Here is an 18,536-nt window from a genome sequence, read left to right on the forward strand (position 1 = left end):
GCTGTTCAATCCCGCGAAGGTCAGCACAACGCGCTACCGGTATCGGGGAACAGTTATTCCAACTCCGTGGCCGACCACGGGATGAGGAGCAACCCGGTTTCCTGAACGGGGCTCGTGGAGCGCCCGTTGCGGTGAAAGTCGCACGGCGGGTGCGGGAAGCGGTCCGGGGAAACGGTGCGGTCGAAAGACCGCAGCCGCGCCCCGGGCCGACTTCACTACTACGTGCTGGAGGCGGCCGGGTTCGACACCTGGCTGGTCAACGCCCGCGATGTGAAACACCTGCCCGGGCGGCCCAAGACCGACAAGCTGGACGCGGTATGGCTGTGCAAGGTCGCCGAACGCCAGATGATCCGACCCAGCTTCGTGCCCCCGCCCGCCATCCGCAGGCTTCGGGACGTCACCCGCTACCGCGCCGATCTGATCGGGGTCCGCGGGGCGGAGAAGAACCGGGTGGAAAAGCTGCTGGAGGACGCCCAGATCAAGCTCAGCGTGGTCGCCTCCGACATCTTCGGCGCCTCCGGACGGGCCATGATGGCCGCCCTGCTCGCCGGGGAACGCGACCCGAAGGGGCTGGCCCAGCTGGCCCGCACCCGGATGCGCGGCAAGATCGCAGCCCTGGAGGAGGCGTTCACCGGGCACTTCACCGACCACCACGCGTTCTTGCTGGCCAGGATGCTGGGGCGGATCGACGCCGTCGACGCCGACATCACCGAACTCGACGCGAAGATCGAGGAGATGATCGCCCCTTTCGTCCAGGCCCTCGAACGACTGGATGAGATCCCCGGGATCGGCCCGACCGCGGCCGCCGTCATCATCGCGGAGATCGGGCTGGACATGAGCCGGTTCCCCACCGCCGGTCACCTGGCCTCCTGGGCCAGATTCGCTCCGGGCGTGAAGGAGTCGGCCGGCAAGAACAAGGGCCGGGGCACCACCGGCCACGGCAACCGCTACCTCGCCAGAGTGCTCGGCGAGGCCGCCGTCGGAGCCGCCCGCACCAACACCTTCCTCGGCGAGCGCTACCGCAGGATCGCCCGCCACCGCGGCAAGAAGAAGGCCATCGTCGCGGTGGGCCGCTCGCTCCTGGTTGTCATCTGGCACCTGCTCAACGACCCCGAAGCCCGCTTCCAGGACCTCGGCCCAGACTTCTACACCCGCCGCATCGATCCCGAACGCCGCAAACGCAGCCACGTTCACCAGCTCGAAGCACTCGGCTACAGAGTCAGCCTCGAACCCACCGCAGTCTGACAGCACACGACACACCCGACCTCGCCACCGCTCGGCCGGGAGCTGCCGCCTGCCCACTGACGCATCGATTTTCGGATTAGGGACTGAGCTTGAGGTGCGCAGGCTCAGTCGGGCGCTCCGAACGGTGTTGGGCGTCCTGGTCTCCCGCTTTCGCGCCGCGTCCGGTCCCAGCGGATCGTGTCCGTGGTCCGGGGATGCGGGGGCGGGTTTCCTCACGCCCTGGGGCGCCGCGTGCGGCCTGGGCGGTCCGATGCTCCTGTCCATCGCTCTGGTGGGCAGGAGGCGGTGCCGTCCGTCGCCGGATGCGGTGCCCCAGGGCGCGCCTGCCGATCGCGATGCTCGCGGCCTCGTGACGGCTGGTCTTGCGGTTCTTTCCGGTGGGGGGCTTTTGCCAGTGCTGGGCGCCCCACCTGCTGGTGTAGGCCGGGCCGACGGCGATGATGCTGATGCCGAGTTCGGCCGCCATGCTGACGAGCCGGGCCCGCAGCTTGGACACGGGCATGCCGGAGATCACCTGCCGAAACCGCTTCTGGCGGCCGTGTTTCTCCCGGGTTTTGTCCGCGGCGAAGTCGAGGTCTTCGATCGCGATGCTCAGCCTGTGCCGAGCAGCCCAGTGCAGGAGTCGGATCAGTGCATGCCGTACCTGGGCATCACGGTGGTCCGCGGTGCCGGACAGGTCGTAGAAGAACCGGCGCGGCCCACCGCACGGGGTGCCGTGGGTGTCCAGCCGCCAGGCGGCGAGGTGGTCGCCGTTGGTGTCGACACCGATCAGGCCGCCTGTGCGGGCTACGTCGAGGGGGACGGTTGTGACCGGCGGGATCGTCCACGAGGCAGTCAGGTACCAGCGCCCGCGCTGCACGTCGTAGTGGAGGCGGTAGGCCACGGACCGGTTCGTGGTGATGCGGTTGGCCCACTCGTCGCTGCGATGATGGAACGTCACAGCTGTGGACAGGACATAGCCCGTGCTTGTTGTTTGCCAGGTGTGCCAGTGGGGCGGGGAGCTTGAGGGAGATTTCGCCGTCCGGGGTGATGCGGATCGTCTCGTTCCCGAACCGCTTGCCCGATTCGCCGTCCGCCTGCAGGAACCAGCGTGATGCTTCCCAACGCTGTCGCCATGCGTGCTCGGTGAGCTGCGCCGCCTCGAGGTGGTGTCGGGTGTGGAGCAGGCGTTTGCCGCCTCGCACGACCGCACCCGCCCCCTGTCGTGATCGGCCTGCTCCCGCTCCAGCCGGTCCTTGAGCAGCTGCAGTCGCCGCCTCTTGTGGAACCACTCCTGGCGGGTGCGGTATCCGCCAGGCGCCCGTTTCGTGCCCTTCTCGCCCACCGGCAGCGACAGGCGGTGGGTGATCGTCTTGATGCCGGCCTCAAGGTTGTGGATATGCGCCAACCGGGCACGTCGGGCAAGAGCCCACTGATCGTGGGTGGCCTTCGTGATCGAATCGGCCCAGCGCGACGACGACTCCTCGGTGAGTGCCCGCTTGCGCCCCGCCCACGTATCCGTGGAGTGCTCCAGGCCCTCGGCGCACCGGCGTTTGAGATCCTTCGAGGCCAGCGAGCCAAGATGTGCGCCGACCAGACGTAACACCTCGTCATCGTCCGGCGTGAGGCCCTTGATACGGGTGCGGATCGCCACACCGGACGGGCCAACGGCCACGAAGGGTGCGCAGCCGCTTGAGCAGCGTGGAGGAGGAGATCGCCCCCTCCCGTATGGAGAGGGCCACGCGCATCAGGTGGCGGAACTGGCACTCGATCAGGTCGAAGTCGATGACGTGCTTGCCTGACTCGCCTGTTGCGGGCCATGAGGTTGTTTACAGGCGTCACGCAACACGCCCGGTGTTGAGGCAACGGCGGTCCCCGTTACCGGATGTCGTGGTCGGGGTGGGTCTGGTCGTAGTGGTGCCGTGCCTCGGCAATGACGGCGCGATGCGTGAGAGACCAGTCGGCGAGTGCTTTGACCAGGTGGGTCAGACTGGCCCCGGTCTCAGTCAGCCGGTAGTCGACTTGGGCCGGGACGGTCGGGTACACGGTGCGGTGGACGAGTCCGTCGCGTTCCAGCCTGCGCACGGTGAGGGTGAGCATGCGCTGGGAGATGCCGTCGATGGCGCGTTGCAGCTCCCGGAAGCGGCGCGGCCCGCCGGCGAGTTCGACGATCACGAGTACCGACCACTTGTCGCCGATGCGGTCCAGGACATCGCGGATCCCGCAGTCCGGGTGATCTTCGTGCCCGCAGGGATCGAGGTCGGCGGGCTGGGGGGTTACCTCAGTGTGCGCGGGTGACATCGAACTGCCTCCTTGTGGCCGGTACCTGGGCGGATCAGGATCAAGCCTAGTTACCGAAGAGAACCACAACGGAAGACTGTGACTGACATGATCTTGGTGACCGGAGGGAACGGGAACCTCGGCTCGGCCACTCTGGCGGCGCTGCATGCCCGCGGTGCGATCGCGACAGGCGGCAGCCGCACTCCGAGTGACGGGATGCGGCGGCTGGATTTCGACGACCACTCCGGCATTGACCTTGCCGGTGTATCGACCCTGGTGCTGATCTCCGCCGGCTACGGCGAGGACGACCAGGTCGTCGGGCGGCACGCGGCCGTCCTGGACGCTGCCTCCCGAGACGGCGTCCGACATGTCATCTATACGAGCCTGACCGGTGCCGGCGACCACCTCGGTTTCGCACTGGCGCACCGGGCGACCGAACGGCTCGTGCGCGCTTGCGGCCTGCCGTGGACGATCCTGCGCAACGGCCTGTATGCCGAACTCTTCGGCGGTCTGCTGATGTGGGCCGACGACGGGGTGGAGTCCGCATTCGGCGACGGCGCCCTGGCCGCGGTCGCCCGTGAGGACCTCGCCGAAGCCGCGGCGATCATCGCAGCGGATCCGGCCCAACACAGCGGGCACACCTACGATCTGACCGGCGCGCCGATCACGGCAGCGGACGTAGCCGACCGGCTCGGAGTCCCGCACCAGACCATCGGCCTGGGAGAGTACCGGCGCAGGCTCCTCAACGAGATGCCGGACTTGCTGCCGTTCCAGCCGCCCATGCTCGCCTCGATTGCGACCGGCATCCGGCACGGCTTCCTGGACGGCACCAGCCCCGACCTCGCTGACATCCTCGACCGCCCAGTCAGCGACCCACTGGCTACGGCTGTCGCAGCCGCCTCCGCCACGAGACCGGGGCGCAGCCAGGTAACGGCGGGCAGCCCGCGGCCTGCAACGACATGAGTGCTTCCATGACTATCGAACACCGTCGGGGTGTCGTGGTGCTCGCGCTGATCGCGGCCTTCATGGTGTTCGTCGACGGCACGATCGTGAACCTCACCCTCGCCCAACTCGCCTCGCACCTGCACGCCTCCCGCTCCGAGCTCGAATGGGCGGTCAACGCCTACACTCTCTCCTTTGCTGCGGTGATGCTCGGTGCCGGCGCGATCACGGACACCCTGGGCGCGAAGTGGGCCTTCGTGGCCGGCCTGCTGGTCTTCACCGCGTCCTCTGCAGTCTGCGCGTCCGCCACCTCGATGCTGGTGCTCGACTTCGCCCGGTTGGTCTAGGGCGCGGGCTCCGCTCTATTGCTGCCGAGCGCGCTCGTCCTGGCCACGGCATCCGCGACTGATGAGCAGGCGCGGCACCGGCTCGTCGGCTGGTGGGCCGCCGCCGGGGGCGTCGGAATGGCCGCCGGACCGCTGCTGGGCGGGGCGCTCGTCGCGCTCGCGAACTGGCGTGCTGTGTTCGCCGTCAACGTGGTCATCGGGATCCCCGCCGCCCTCTGGAGCATCCGCTCGATGCCCACCACCGCGCGCGGCAGCCAGCGCCTCGACATCGCCGGCATGGGCTGTGCGACCGCGCTGATCGGCGGGCTGGTCTTCGCGCTCATCCAAGCCCCCGCGCAGGGCTGGCTGAGCCCCGCAGTCATCACCGCCGCCGCGCTGACGGTCACCGGGCTCGTCGGCTTCGTCTGGGTCGAACGGTCCGCCCGGGCACCTCTGCTGCCGCCAGGCGTCTACTCTGACCGCAGGTTCGTCGCCACAGCCGCACAAGGCGCATTGTTCAACTTCGCCTTCTACGGGCTGCTGTTCGCGATGAGCCTGATGCTCCAGCAGGGCCGCGGGCTCAGCGTGCTCGTCAGCGGTTTTCTGTTCCTGCCTCTGACCGGCCTCATCTCGATCGGCAGCATCTGCGCCGCCCCACTCGCGCGACGGATTGGAGGTCCCGCAGTCCTGCAGTGATGAGCCTTGGGCGAGTTGCTGAAGCGGTTACCGAGCTGCGCTTCAGGTTGCTGTCACGTCCGACTGGGCGATGACGGAGCGCATCGCCTCCGAGGTGCGGTCGATGTGCTGCCCCAGCAAAGTGGCCGCCGTGTCGGCGTTCCTGGCGAGTACTGCGTCGACCAGTTGCTGGTGTTCACCGGCGACGTCACGGTCGAAGTCGTGGCCGACGGGCAGCGACCAGCGGCGGTAGAGAGTAGCCGCATCGCGAAGAGCGAGGGCAGCTGCAAGCAGTCGCGCGTTGCCGCAGCCTTCGAGCAGGGCCAGATGGAAGCGTTCATGGACGGTGAACCACTCGGGGTTCGCCCGTCCGTGGGGCCCAACGGCGGGTGTGCCGGCGAGATGGTGATGTGCTGCGACGACGGTTGCTTCCCACTGGATGTCGCCTCTGGCGATCGCGCGCCGCAGAACCAGGGTCTCGATCTCGATGCGGGCTTCTGTGAGCGAGTTCAGGTCGTCCAGTGACACCGTAACCACGCTGAAGCCCTGCTGGGGCGCGGCGTGGACCAGTCCCTGCTCCGACAAGCGGGTCAATGCCTCGCGCACCACTGACTGGCTCACCGCGAAACGCTGGGCCAGCTCTACCAGGCGCAGTCGCTGCCCGGGTCGCAGCGCCCCTTGAAAGATCTCTTCGCGGATGTCCGCGTACACCGCGCCGACCCGTGTCTGCTTCTCGCCTCCCACGACCTGGGAGCCTACCAAGAAAACGACAGATAGCAAAAATATCGATAATCAGTTGTGTTGTCGTTAAACTGGGAGCAGACTGCAGTGGGAGGACCCGGCACGATCAGGCAGGAGATGCGCATGCGAGTGGCGCACATCAACGGACGATTGGCTCTCAAAGGGGCCGAGGGCTACATCGACGTTGCCGTGGCCAGCGGCGGCAGGTTCGGCCCTGACCCTCAGGCGGCCTTCGTCGACTGGGACTCGTTCACCGGCTGGGCGGGCGACACGCTGACCGCCGGTTACACAGCGGACGCACGCATCGAGCTGGGAGTTGACGCGTACTGGGGAGCTGTGGTGCCTCGCCCGACCCAGATTTTCGCGATCGGCCTGAACTACAGGGACCACGTTGCCGAGTCAGGACTGCAGGTTCCGGCCGAACCGGCGGTCTTCACGAAGTTTGCCACCAGCCTGACCGGACACCAGCGTCCGGTGGTCCTGCCCGAGGGGCTGGTGGACTGGGAGGCCGAACTCGTCGCGGTCATCGGCCGCTCCTGCTACCAGGCGACCCGAGAGACGGCCTGGTCTTACGTGGCCGGGCTGACCGTGGGGCAGGACCTTTCGGAACGCAAACTGCAACTGAGCGGGCCTGCACCACAGTTCTCCCTGGGCAAGTCCTATCCCGGCTTCGGGCCTATCGGCCCCGAGCTCGTCAGCCCCGACGAATTCGCCGACCCCGACGACCTGGAGGTGGGCTGCATGCTCGAGGGAGGCGAAATCCTCCAGAAGAGCCGTACCTCCAACATGATCTTTGATATTCCCGAGCTCGTGGCGCGTCTGTCGGCGGTATGCACGCTTTTGCCGGGCGACCTGATCTTCACCGGCACACCTGCCGGCGTCGGTGGGGCCCGCAACCCCCAGCGATTCCTTGCTCCTGGCGACGTGCTGGTCACCTGGATCGAGGGCATCGGCAGTCTGCGCAATCCCATGGTCGCCGGCTGATGGTTTCTCGGGTCAACTTCTGTGATGCGAAAAGTGCCGCAACCATGTCCCTGCGCCGACTCACTCGGATCGGGCATGGGTGTGCTCGTCATGGGGCCGCCGCTTCCCACATTCACGGCTGGCCGCTACCAGTTGACCGGTCCTGAAAGCCCCCGGGTCCGAACGGCGATGCATGCAGAACCGCACACTCTGCAACGGGCACTTGAGGGTGTGCCCGCCCTGCTCGCCACCGCTACACGACGGACCCGGCCTGGTGTGCGGCGCACCGCATCCGCTCCGGGGCGCCGCACACCACCCCTGCTCGGCTCGCAATCTGGACATGGGGCCCATTCGCCCCCGCTTCTATTCGATCTCCTCCTCGTTGGCCAACCCGCGGCATGTGCGGCTGACCGTCGGGCTCCTGGAGGGCCCTGCGCTGGCGGGCGAGGGCGAGTACCGGGGCCTGTGCTCGCAGTACCTGGGCCGGCTGGAGCCCGGAGACGTCTTCTACGGCTACGTGCGCGTGCCGTCGCCGACGTTCGACCCCGCCACCCCGCTCATCCTCATCGGCCCCGGCACCGGCATCGCGCCGCTGCGCGGCTTCCTGGAGGAGCGGGCCTGGCAGCACGAGAACGGCACCCAGGGCGGCACGTCGCAGGTCTTCGCCGGCTGCCGCCACCCGCAGCACGACTGGTTCTACCGCGACGAGATGCAGACGCGGGCGCTGTCCGGGATCGCCCGGGTGCACACCGCCTTCTCAGCCGTCCCCGACCACCAGGCCCGGTTCGTCCAGAACGCGATCGTAGCCGCCTCCGACACCCTGTGGGAGGCTCACCAGTTGGATCAGCGAAGCGTAGTGAACCTGTGGCAGCGTGCTACACGCACGCCCGGCGCCCAGGCGACGTCGGGCACCCTCCTCGGTCGGGTCTCGCGGCCCGGTCAACCAGCGTCCGGAGGGACGTGCCACGCGGGCTGGCGGCCCTGTCGTTCAGGGCCAGGGCACGAAGGCGATTGGCTCCCAAGGCAATGCAACGCTCAGGCTCGCCAAGCCAATCACAGACGCTCTGGATAACGGCGCGTACGTCTACGTCTACGTCTGCGGCGACGGCCGCCGCATGGCGCCCGCCGTGCGCGAAGCGCTGCCCGCGATGCACCGGGCCCGCACCGGGAGCGACGACGAGACCGCCCAGCAGTGGCTGGCCCAGCTCGAGGACGACGGGCGCTACCAGCAGGACGTCTTCGCCTGACCCACGCACGCCGTAGGGGTACGGCGGTACTGCCCCGTACCCCGGCACCTCCCGTTACCCGAACGGGACAAGCACCAGCCCACACCTTGCCAGAGGGAAAAGTGACGCCATGGCTGAAACCGCAACGACAGGTCCACGCCGGATCACGCCCGAGCGCGTGGCCGAACTATACGAGACCGTGCTCGACCTGCTGCGGGAAGTCGGCTATGACGCCCTGACCGTGAAGGCTGTGGCCGCTCGCACTCAGTCCAGCAAAGCGACGCTCTATCGGTGGTGGGGCGGCAAGGCTGGACTGGTCGACGGGGCCATCCGGCACACCAGGCCCGACCCGATCAACGAGATCGACACCGGCTCGCTCCGGGGCGACCTGCACGCCCTCGTAGCACTCCTGGACGACTCCGCCATGGAGCGGAACGTCGCGCTGATGCGGGCTGTGGCCATGGCGATCCACCACAACGCGGACCTGCGCCAGGCATTTCGGGAGCAGCGATTCGAAGCGGACACCGCGGAGTTCCGTCGCCTGCTGGAGCGCGCCGTGAACCGAGGAGAGATCCGCGCCGACTGCGCTGCGCTGCCACACGCTGAGCACATGACGTTCGGTGCTCTCATAGCCTGTGCCCTTGTCCACGACCAGCCGCCGAACCAGGCGTTCCTCACCTCGTACATCGATGCCGTGCTCCTCCCTGCCCTGGATTGCCCTCCCCTGCTGACGCACCCCGGCCAGTCCTGACGCAACTGCCCACACCCTAGGGCTGCATGGGCGCTGCGCCCGCTGGCAAGGTACTGGGCCACACCAGCTCCGCCACGAGCCGGCAGGCTCCCACTCACCGCGAGGCGGCTTGGCCACGGGGGGGCGAACACCGCGTTGGACGCTTCGGGTTGACTCGCGATCATGTCCTGGAGGCGTGGGCGCCGCCGGGGGCGACACGGTCGTCACAGACGACGGCACCCTGGCCGCCTGGCTGCGTGCCAGCCGCGCCGACGCCGTGCTGCTGCGCCCCGACCACATCGTCCTGGACACCGTCACGGCGGGCCGCATGGGACGCCGTGTTCTGGACACCGCGACCTGGGCACCGCTGCTCTACACCACGCGCCACCGCGGGGTGATGCCACCGACCGGGCAACCCGACGAAACCCCGCCGCACCGCTGAGGAGCACCACGCAATGACCATCCCGGCCAGTACGTCACGCCCCGACCCCTTCTGGAGTCCCGACCCCGCTGTAGCAGCGAGCAGCCGGATCGCTGGCTTCGGTCGCGGGCTCGCCCGGCACCGAGACGTGGACGCGTCCTACGACTACACCGACTACGCCGCCCTGTACGACTGGTCCGTCACCGACCTGGAGTGTTTCTGGGGCGCCGTCTGGGAGTACTTCGACATCCAGGCAGCCACGCCCTACGAGCGGGTGCTGGCCGAGGAGACGATGCCCGGCGCGCGCTGGTTCCCCGGTGCCACCCTCAACTACGCCCACCACGCGCTCCGTCACTTGAGCCCCGACTCGCCCTCGATCATCGCGCTGGACGAGACCGGCTCCGGCTACGAAGTGACCGGGGACCAGTTGCGCGCCCGGGTAGCCTCCGTCGCCGCCACCCTGCGCGACCTGGGCGTCGGCCAGGGCGACCGGGTCGTCGGCTACCTGCCCAACACCCCTCACGCCATCGTCGCGTTCTTGGCCGCCGCCAGCCTCGGCGCGGTCTGGTCGGTGTGCGGCCAGGACTACGCCCCGAAGGCCGCTGCCGACCGCTTCGCCCAGGTGGAGCCCACCGTGCTGGTGGCCGCGGACGGCTACCTCTTCAACGGCACCACCAACGACCGCCGCGAGGCCGCCCTCGACCTGGCCCGTGCCCTGCCCACGCTGAAGGCCACGGTACTCGTGGACCACATCGGTCTGACCTGTCCGACCGGCATCGAGGGGACCACCGTCGACTGGTCGGGAGCGGCAGGCCGAGACGAGCAATTGCACTACATGCCCGTGCCGTTCGACCACCCGCTGTGGGCCGTGTTCTCCTCGGGCACCACCGGCCTGCCCAACCGCCGACCACCTCCTCTACTGCAGCGACTACCCGTACACACCCAACTGGCTCGTCCACGGTCTGGCCCAAGCCCTGGATGACAGCGATGTCCTAGCGAGTAAACAGCGGGAGTCGGTGTGGTACGGCACCGCAATAGCACTCTTTCCTCGGCTCGGTCCTTCGCTGATGACGCGCGCCTGACTCCAGCGGAGTCGGCAGCCGATGGTCGGCGCATCCGACTGTAGAAGAACCTGAACCTGAACTCGGATCCGGATGCAACGACAGTCGGATGCGAACGCGATCTGAAAGTGAGGATTCGCATGGCACACGTAGGAAAGCGCCCGGCACAGCAGGAGCGCAGCCGGCGCACCCAACGAAGGATCCTCGCAGCGGCACGGGAGGTGCTGTCCGCGGCCGGGTGGGAAGGAATGACCGTGGAAAAGGTGGCCGCGGCGGCCGGGGTATCGGTCGGTTCGCTATACGCGCGGTTCGCCTACAAGGACGGCCTGACGCACGCCGTACAACACGACGTACTCGAAGAGGTCGACACCGAGCTGCGCGACGCGTACGCGCGCCTCGCCGAACGCAGCGACCTCACCATGACGGAACTCATCGCCGAGGCGGTGCGCGCCCTGGCCGACCAGGTGACACGCCACCTTGCAGTAATGCGCCCGCTGATGCTGCGCGCAGCGGCCGAACCGGCTCTGCGGGCGCGTGGCAACGCCACCCGCGAGTTGGCGGAGGAACTGTTCGTCACGCTGCTGCTGGCGCGGTCCGGAGAACTGGACTGCCAGTCGCCGCGGACGGCGGTGACCATGGCCTTCCGGACGGTCTTCAGTACCGCCATGTGGCAGGTCATGCTCGGCCCGGACGCCGGACTCCGACACGCGACACCGCTGGACCGCGTGCAGCAGGAACTGGCCACGATCTGCCAGTCCTACCTGCTGCGTTCCCCTGCCCTCTCGACTGGAGAGACGAAAGGCGACGTATGAGCCAGGTTCCGGGCCGGTGGCTCTCCGCGACGTGCGCGCCCGATTCCCGAGCCCACTGCCCTTGAGGGGCGTACGTCGTGGTGTTCCGCCGGCCGGTACGCGACCTTCTGCGGACCGCGGCCAGGACGAGAACGAGAACAACGATCTTCACGGCCAGAATGACCTCGATGGTCTGCAACACGGTCATGTCCCACACCCCGCCTCGTTGAGCCGCACAAACCGCGCCCTTCGCAGACCAGCACGCACCCGCCACGGCCGAGGGAGAACCCTGCGGAAGGCTCGACGCGGTAGCCAGGGCCCCGTGCTCCATATCGCCGCGAGCCAGGCCCGTCGGGCTGGAGAAGCCCGGGGGTCCCTTCTCTTCTTGTTCCGGCCATCTCCGCCGAAGCCGGGGTGGCCCGGGCCTTCTCCGAGAAGTTCTCCACCCGTGCCACGAGACTGTCTTTCATCAAGCGAGGCGTGGTTCTGGGTTGGTGGACGGTGCCGTCGCGGAGCATGTTGGGCGACAGCGACTTCCTGTATTGCCCGGCCAATGGCGAATGGGGACCATGTCAAGGGGGGAGGGGCCGGGTTCCCTGCAGGGGCATGAGGCGACGCCGGGTGGCTCGGTACGGGGGAGGGGGTGCGGATGCCCGTGCCAGGGATCGGGTCGGCCGAGCCCGGCGTGGCTCATCGTCTGAAGCGGTATTGGGCACGTTTCGAGCCCGCGGTGACGCGGCTGTTTCTCCTCGGAATCTTCATCGTCGGGCTGACTGCCCAGTTCGTCACACCGCTCGGAGGAGCCCTGCAGGACAAGGCGTTCCTCGGCGGCGCGCTGCTCAGCCTTGTGGCGTATGTGCTGTACGACGCGGTGAAGGACCTGGCCGCGTCGCTTCGGCTGCCTGCGCGGTCACGGGTGGGTCCGGGTGAGTTGGGTCGACTCGTGGGCGAGGCCTTCCGTGTGGTTGGGTCTGTGGTCGGGGACGGGGGTAGGCGCAATGACCTTGTGTCTCCTGTGGCGGGGGGTGCGTGAGAGAGCTGCGGCACCGGCTGATAACGCGCCGCTGCCGGGCCCGGGCACCGGATCAGCCGATGCAGGCCTTCCACGCGGCCGTGGCCGCCGCAGTCGGGGCAGGCGTACAGCGACGCTCCGGATGCCGCCTCGTGGACGATGACGTGCCCCCGGTTGGTCACCGGGCGGCGACCGGACTGACGCGAGGTGCCTGCACCCGGCGGAGGTTCAGTCTGGAGTAATGCGGCGCCGTGCGGGCAGTGCGGGGGTGGGGCCACGGCGGTGCTCCTCGGGTCGGTATGGCAACCCTGTCCAACCCCGTGGAAGTCTCTGCTCGCCGCCGACGGGCGCCGAGGTGGTCGGATCCGGCGGCTGGACGGCGGAATACCTTTCATTGACCGCCGGCTCACCGAGCCGACGACCGCCGCGGCCCCGGCGCGCTGCTGATCACGACCGGCCACGCGCGTGGTAGGAGAGGATCCCGATCGGCGAGCGACAGGAAACTCCGCTGATTCGTACGCGCCCATTGACGCACCCGCAGCCCCCACCTACCTTCCTCCGTCGAAGCGCTTCGACGTCACGCATCGAAACGATTCGATGAACGCTGCGTGACACCCCAGGTACCCATCCGACTCCCCAGGAGGTACTGGATGTTGACGGCACGAAGGCGTGTGGTGGCGATGGCGGCGGTCCTCACGGGATCCCTGCTCCTGGCCTCCTGCGGTGGCTCGGGCAGCGGTGCTTCCGACGGCAAGACACTCAAACTGTGGCACTACGAAGCCCCGAACAGCGCGATGGGCGTCGCCTGGAACGAGGCCATCAAGGAGTTCGAGGCGAAACACCCGGGCGTGAAGGTGAAGTTCGAGGAGAAGGGCTTCGAACAGATCCAGAAGACCGCGCCGATGGTCCTCAACTCCTCGGACGCGCCCGACATCATGGAGTACAACAAGGGCAACGCGACGGCGGGCCTGCTGTCCAAGCAGGGGCTCCTCACCGATCTGACCGCCGAGGTCACCAAGCGCGGCTGGGACAAGGAGCTCAGCGCCGGGGTCAAGACCACCAGCCAGTACGACGCAGGCGGGGTCATGGGCTCGGGAAAGTGGTACGGAGTACCCAATTACGCCGAATACACCATGGTCTTCTACAACAAGGATCTCTTCAAGAAGTACGGCATCGCCGAGCCGAAGACGTTCCACGACCTCACCCAAGCCATGGACACGTTCGTCGCCAAGGGCATCACCCCGCTCGCGAACGCCGGCGCCGAGTACGTGGCCCAGCAGTATCTGTATCAGCTGGCGCTGTCGAAGGCCGACCGCTCCTGGGTCGACTCGTACGAGCTCTACAAGGGCAAGACCGATTTCCACGACGCCGCCTGGACCTACGGCGCGACCACCTTCGCCGACTGGGTGAAGAGGGGCTACATCAGCAAGACGTCCAGCGGCTCCAAGGCCGAGGACGCGGGGGTTGCCTTCATCCAGGGCAAGAACCCGATCCTGTCCAGCGGCAGCTGGTGGTACGGCCGCTTCAAGGCGGAGAACAAGTTCGACTGGGGCACCATGCTGTGGCCGGGTTCGAACCTGGCCCTCGGCTCGGGCGGCAACCTCTGGGTCGTCCCCAAGGGCGCCAAGAACAAGGACCTGGCCTACGACTTCATCGACATCACCATGTCGAAGAAGATCCAGAACCTGCTCGGCAACAAGGGCGGCGTGCCCGTCGCGGCCGACCCCTCCGCCATCACCGACCCGCAGGCAAAGACCCTCATCGCCGACTTCAACACGCTCTCCGGACGTGACGGGCTGGCCTTCTACCCGGACTGGCCGGTCGCCGGCTTCTACGACGTCCTCGTCTCCGAGACACAGAAGCTGATCACGGGCAGCGAGAAGCCGGACGTCTATCTGAGCAACGTGCAGGAGGCGTACGACAAGGGCGTGCCGAAGCAATGACGATCACCGTCGAACGGGGTGTGCGGGCGGCCGGCAAGCACCAGCACGCCGGCCCGCGCCGCCCCCGCCCGCGCACGTCGTACGTCCTCTTCCTGCTCCCCGGCATCCTCGCCTTCCTCGCCGTGATCGTCGTCCCGTTCCTGATGAACACGGGCGTGAGCTTCACGGACTGGAGCGGCGTCGGCTCGCCGAAGTGGACCGGGCTCGCCAACTACCGCGAGCTGATGGACGACTCGGAGTTCTGGGCGTCGTTCCGGCACAGCCTGTTCATGGTCGTCGCCATGGCCGTCGTACCGACGATGCTCGGACTCGTCCTCGCCGCCGCCCTGTTCGACTACATAGGCAAGCACTTCGGCAGCAGGACGGCGGCCGTCCTGCGCGCCTGCTTCTACCTCCCGCAGGTGCTGCCCATCGCGGTCGCCGGCATCGTCTGGAGCTGGATCCTCGCTCCCGACAACGGCGCCCTGAACGCCGTGCTGAGGGCAGTCGGTCTCGGCTCGCTGCAACAGGACTGGCTCGGCGACCCGGACATCGCCCTCTACACCGTCATGGGCGTGATGGTGTGGGTGCAGATCGGCTTCCCCCTCGTCGTCTTCATGGCGGGGCTGCAGCGCGTCGACCCGCAGCTGTACGAGGCGGCGGAGCTGGACGGCGCCGGCTGGTGGCGCCGCTTCTGGCACATCACGCTGCCGCAGATCAGACCCGAGATCTACGTCGTGCTGCTGTGGTGCACGATCGCCGCGCTGAAGGTCTTCGGGGCCGTCTACGTCCTAACCAAGGGCGGGCCGGGCGGCGCCACCGACGTCCCCTCCTACTTCTCCTTCACCACGTTCTTCGAGAAGACGCAGGTCGGGTACGGTGCCGCCGTCTCCACCGTCCTCACCGTGATCATCCTCGTCCTGGCCCTGGTCGGACTGAAGCTCCAGACCCGCGCCGAGGACGCCGAGGAGGGGGTCCGCACATGACCGCCGTACGCCGCTACCCGGTCCTCATCGCGCTCTGCATCGGCGCGGCCTTCATGGTCCTGCCCTTCCTCATCGTCGCGGTCAACGCCGTGAAGTCCCCCACCGAGTACTCCCAGCACGGGCCCCTCAGCCTGCCCAAGGGTCTCTACCTGGACGGTCTGAAGGACTTCTGGTCGCGCGTCGACTACGGCCAGAAGCTCTTCAACTCCATCCTGATCAGCGGCTCGGTGGCGGTCCTGGCCGCGGTCCTGTCCGCGCTCAACGCCTACGCGATCGGCATCGGCCGCATCAAGGGCCGCACCTGGGTGCTCGCCTTCTTCGTGCTCGCCAACATGCTGCCGCAGGAGGCGCTCGTCTATCCGATCTACTACCTGTGCAAGCAGGTGGGCCTGTACGACACCCGGCTGAGCGTCGTGATCGTCTTCACCGTCGTCCAGGCCGCCTTCGGCACGTATCTGCTCTCCTCCGTCCTCGGACAGTTCCCGCGCGAGATCATCGAGGCGGCCCGGATCGACGGGGCGAACAAGTGGCAGGTGCTGTGGCGGATCGTGGTCCCGGTCAGCCGTCCGACCATCGGTGTGCTGCTCGTCTTCTTCTTCATCTGGACGTGGAACGAGTTCCTGCTTCCCCTGGTCATGCTGATCTCCAACGACAACCAGACGGTGTCGGTTGCGCTCGGCGTCCTTCAAGGTCAGCGCCTGATGGACGCCACGATGACCAACGCGGCGGCCCTGCTCGGTGTTCTGCCCGCCATCGTCTTCTTCCTCGTCTTCCAGCGGACTCTCACCCGCGGCATCGCCGTGGGTGCCGTCAAGTAGGGGGTACGCGCTTGAAGTTCACCGACGGCTACTGGCTGCTACGCGAAGGCGTCACCGCGGCCCACCCGGTCGAGGTCCTGGACGTGACCGCCTCCCCGGGGGCCCTGGAGGTCCACGCGCCGACCCAGCCCATCCGCCACCGCGGCGACCTGCTGAAGGGACCAGTCGTGACGATCAGCGCACACGCGCCGATGCCGGACGTCATCGGTCTCACGTTCACGCACTTCGAGGGCGAGCAGCCCCGCGGGCCGCGGTTCGAAGTGCGGCGGGAGGACGACTTCACGCCGCAGGTGGAGTACGACGAGGAGCACGCCACCGTGACCGCGGGCGCCCTGTCCGTACGCGTCGCCCGCACCGGACCCTGGCACGTTGACTTCCTCGCCCACGGCCGCCTTCTCACCACCAGCGGTCGCAAGGGCATGGGCATCATGCGCGACGCGACCGGCGCCCACTACCTGCGCGAGCAGTTGGACCTTCGCATCGGTACCTCGGTGTATGGTCTCGGCGAACGCTTCGGGCCGCTCGTCAAGAACGGCCAGGTCGTCGACATGTGGAACGCCGACGGTGGCACGGCGACCGAACAGGCCTACAAGAACGTCCCCTTCTTCCTGACCGACGCGGGCTACGGCGTCTTCATCGACCACCCGGGAAAGGTGTCGTTCGAGGTCGGCTCGGAGGCGGTGTCCCGGGTCCAGTTCAGCGTGGAGAGCCAGCAGCTGACGTACTACGTCATCTACGGCCCCACCCCGAAGGAGATCCTGCGCAAGTACACGGCCCTCACCGGCCGCCCGGCGCTCCCGCCCGCCTGGTCCTTCGGCCTGTGGCTGTCGACCTCCTTCACCACGTCGTACGACGAGGCCACCGTCACCTCCTTCATCGACGGCATGAAGGAGCGCGAACTTCCGCTCTCGGTCTTCCACTTCGACTGTTTCTGGATGCGCGAGTTCAACTGGTGCGACTTCCAGTGGGATCCGCGGGTCTTCCCCGATCCGGAGGGCATGCTGGCCCGGCTGAAGGACAAGGGCCTGCACATCTGCGTCTGGATCAATCCGTACATCGCGCAGCGCTCGCCGCTCTTCGCCGAGGGCAAGGCCCTGGGCCATCTGCTCAGGAAGCCCGACGGGAGCGTGTGGCAGTGGGACCTGTGGCAGCCCGGCATGGCGCTCGTCGACTTCACCAGCCCGGCCGCCCGCGACTGGTACGCCTCCAAGCTGGAGGCACTGCTCGCGCAGGGCGTCGACTGCTTCAAGACGGACTTCGGCGAGCGGATCCCGGTCGACGTGGCGTACGCGGACGGCTCGGACCCCGAGCGGATGCACAACTACTACACGTACCTCTACAACCGCACTGTCTTCGAGGTGCTGCGCAAGCACCGGGGCGAGCAGGAGGCCGTCGTCTTCGCGCGTTCGGCCACGGCCGGCAGCCAGCACTTCCCGGTGCACTGGGGCGGTGACTGCGAGGCCACGTACGAGTCGATGGCCGAGTCGCTGCGCGGCGGCCTCAGCCTTGGCATGTCGGGCTTCGGGTTTTGGAGCCATGACATCGGCGGCTTCGAGGGGACCCCGACGCCGGCCCTGTTCAAGCGCTGGCTCGCCTTCGGGTTGCTGTCCTCGCACAGCCGGCTGCACGGATCGTCGTCGTACCGGGTGCCGTGGTTCTTCGACGAGGAGGCCGTGGACGTCCTCAGGCTCTTCACCCGGCTGAAGCTGCGGCTCATGCCGTACCTGTACGAGGTCGCCCGCATCGCTCACGCGGAGGGTGTGCCGATGATGCGGGCGATGGTGCTGGAGTTCCCGGACGACCCCGGCTGCGCGCATCTGGAGCGGCAGTACATGCTCGGGCCCGATCTGCTGGTCGCGCCGGTCTTCAGCGACGACGGGGACGTCTCGTACTACGTGCCCGAGGGCACCTGGACCCACTACCTGAGCGGGCAGACCGTGACCGGGCCGCGCTGGGTGCGCGAGCGCCACGGGTTCTCCAGCGTTCCGCTGCTGGTCAGGCCCGGTGCGGTGATCCCGGTGGGCGCGGTGGACGACCGGCCCGACTATCCGTACGCCGACGGGGTCACCCTGCGCGCCTACGGCCTGGCGCGCGGGGCGCGGGTGACGGTGCCGGTGGGGGACGTGACCTTCACCCTCGTCCGGGAGTGGGACACGCTGCGGGCCTCCAGCACTGATCCGGCGACTGACTGGGCGCTGGCCGCCGGGGAGCGGATCGCGCGCGCGGCTGCGGGCACCGGATTCCTGTCGCTGGAGCTGGAGTCGCAGTGATGGTTCATCCCCCACTGGAGCTGGACTGACCATGTTGAAGGCTCCTCTCCCTGGAGGGAGGGGATTGTCCACCCTCCAGGGCTGAGCGGGGATTTACGGCTCAGGCTGCCGCCTGGGCCAGCGGCCCCGGCGGTCTTACGCCCTCAGC

Annotated in this window: 16 protein-coding genes and 3 pseudogenes; 15 read left to right on the plus strand and 4 right to left on the minus strand. The window is 68.0% G+C overall.

Annotated features, from left to right (window positions below):
• Window positions 1-174: 174 nt before the first annotated feature.
• Window positions 175-1,245, plus strand: a complete 1,071-nt coding sequence (locus ACWDA7_RS39235; protein WP_450611085.1) for an IS110 family transposase — start codon at window positions 175-177, stop codon at window positions 1,243-1,245.
• Between the two features lie 108 nt (window positions 1,246-1,353).
• Here the strand turns inward: ACWDA7_RS39235 and ACWDA7_RS39240 are convergent.
• From ACWDA7_RS39240 to ACWDA7_RS39250, 3 genes and pseudogenes are all read right to left on the minus strand, one after another.
• A pseudogene (locus ACWDA7_RS39240) lies at window positions 1,354-2,899 on the minus strand (IS200/IS605 family accessory protein TnpB-related protein); the annotation flags it as partial.
• Window positions 2,835-2,972 carry a hypothetical protein gene (locus tag ACWDA7_RS39245; RefSeq protein WP_450611087.1) on the minus strand — a complete coding sequence of 46 codons (138 nt, stop codon included), beginning with the start codon at window positions 2,970-2,972 and terminating at the stop codon, window positions 2,835-2,837. The pseudogene ACWDA7_RS39240 and the gene ACWDA7_RS39245, both read right to left, overlap by 65 nt.
• 130 nt (window positions 2,973-3,102) lie before the next feature.
• A complete protein-coding gene (locus tag ACWDA7_RS39250; RefSeq protein WP_450611089.1) occupies window positions 3,103-3,525 on the minus strand; it encodes a winged helix-turn-helix transcriptional regulator in 423 nt (140 codons plus the stop codon).
• Window positions 3,526-3,612: 87 nt separating this feature from the next.
• Between ACWDA7_RS39250 and ACWDA7_RS39255 the strand changes: the two genes are divergently transcribed.
• Window positions 3,613-4,467, plus strand: coding sequence for an NAD(P)H-binding protein (locus ACWDA7_RS39255; protein ID WP_450611091.1), 855 nt, complete (start codon window positions 3,613-3,615; stop codon window positions 4,465-4,467).
• 8 nt (window positions 4,468-4,475) lie between these two features.
• Window positions 4,476-5,468: pseudogene (locus ACWDA7_RS39260) on the plus strand (MFS transporter).
• A gap of 42 nt (window positions 5,469-5,510) precedes the next feature.
• On the opposite strand, the gene ACWDA7_RS39265 reads toward ACWDA7_RS39260, so the two are convergent.
• Complete coding sequence (locus ACWDA7_RS39265) at window positions 5,511-6,191, minus strand: GntR family transcriptional regulator (RefSeq protein ID WP_450611093.1); 681 nt, start codon at window positions 6,189-6,191, stop codon at window positions 5,511-5,513.
• A gap of 120 nt (window positions 6,192-6,311) precedes the next feature.
• Between ACWDA7_RS39265 and ACWDA7_RS39270 the strand changes: the two genes are divergently transcribed.
• From ACWDA7_RS39270 to yicI, 12 genes and pseudogenes are all read left to right on the plus strand, one after another.
• Window positions 6,312-7,172, plus strand: coding sequence for a fumarylacetoacetate hydrolase family protein (locus tag ACWDA7_RS39270; protein WP_450611095.1), 861 nt, complete (start codon window positions 6,312-6,314; stop codon window positions 7,170-7,172).
• A 319-nt stretch (window positions 7,173-7,491) separates the two neighbouring features.
• Window positions 7,492-8,223, plus strand: a complete 732-nt coding sequence (locus tag ACWDA7_RS39275) for a hypothetical protein (RefSeq protein WP_450611097.1) — start codon at window positions 7,492-7,494, stop codon at window positions 8,221-8,223.
• A 43-nt stretch (window positions 8,224-8,266) separates the two neighbouring features.
• Entirely contained in the window at window positions 8,267-8,398 is a 132-nt protein-coding gene (locus ACWDA7_RS39280; protein WP_450611099.1) for a hypothetical protein, read from the plus strand.
• A 109-nt stretch (window positions 8,399-8,507) separates the two neighbouring features.
• Entirely contained in the window at window positions 8,508-9,128 is a 621-nt protein-coding gene (locus ACWDA7_RS39285) for a TetR/AcrR family transcriptional regulator (protein ID WP_450611101.1), read from the plus strand.
• A 175-nt stretch (window positions 9,129-9,303) separates the two neighbouring features.
• The gene (locus tag ACWDA7_RS39290) at window positions 9,304-9,549 is read left to right on the plus strand and encodes a hypothetical protein (RefSeq protein WP_450611103.1); all 246 of its coding nucleotides are present in this window, start codon (window positions 9,304-9,306) and stop codon (window positions 9,547-9,549) included.
• A 13-nt stretch (window positions 9,550-9,562) separates the two neighbouring features.
• Window positions 9,563-10,426 (plus strand): annotated as a pseudogene (locus ACWDA7_RS39295) (AMP-binding protein); the annotation flags it as partial.
• A gap of 303 nt (window positions 10,427-10,729) precedes the next feature.
• Window positions 10,730-11,401 carry a TetR/AcrR family transcriptional regulator gene (locus ACWDA7_RS39300; protein WP_450611105.1) on the plus strand — a complete coding sequence of 224 codons (672 nt, stop codon included), beginning with the start codon at window positions 10,730-10,732 and terminating at the stop codon, window positions 11,399-11,401.
• 628 nt (window positions 11,402-12,029) lie between these two features.
• On the plus strand, window positions 12,030-12,413 hold the full coding sequence (locus tag ACWDA7_RS39305; protein ID WP_450611106.1) for a hypothetical protein: 384 nt from the start codon (window positions 12,030-12,032) through the stop codon (window positions 12,411-12,413).
• 629 nt (window positions 12,414-13,042) lie between these two features.
• Entirely contained in the window at window positions 13,043-14,335 is a 1,293-nt protein-coding gene (locus tag ACWDA7_RS39310) for an ABC transporter substrate-binding protein (protein ID WP_450611108.1), read from the plus strand.
• A complete protein-coding gene (locus ACWDA7_RS39315; protein WP_450611110.1) occupies window positions 14,332-15,300 on the plus strand; it encodes a carbohydrate ABC transporter permease in 969 nt (322 codons plus the stop codon). Before ACWDA7_RS39310 ends, ACWDA7_RS39315 begins: the two co-directional genes overlap by 4 nt.
• Window positions 15,297-16,118 (plus strand): carbohydrate ABC transporter permease, encoded by an 822-nt coding sequence (locus tag ACWDA7_RS39320; RefSeq protein ID WP_450611112.1) that lies wholly within the window; start codon window positions 15,297-15,299, stop codon window positions 16,116-16,118. Before ACWDA7_RS39315 ends, ACWDA7_RS39320 begins: the two co-directional genes overlap by 4 nt.
• A gap of 11 nt (window positions 16,119-16,129) precedes the next feature.
• On the plus strand, window positions 16,130-18,388 hold the full coding sequence (gene yicI / locus ACWDA7_RS39325; RefSeq protein WP_450611114.1) for an alpha-xylosidase: 2,259 nt from the start codon (window positions 16,130-16,132) through the stop codon (window positions 18,386-18,388).
• Window positions 18,389-18,536 lie beyond the last annotated feature (148 nt).

The organism is Streptomyces sp. NPDC001156, assembly GCF_053598275.1.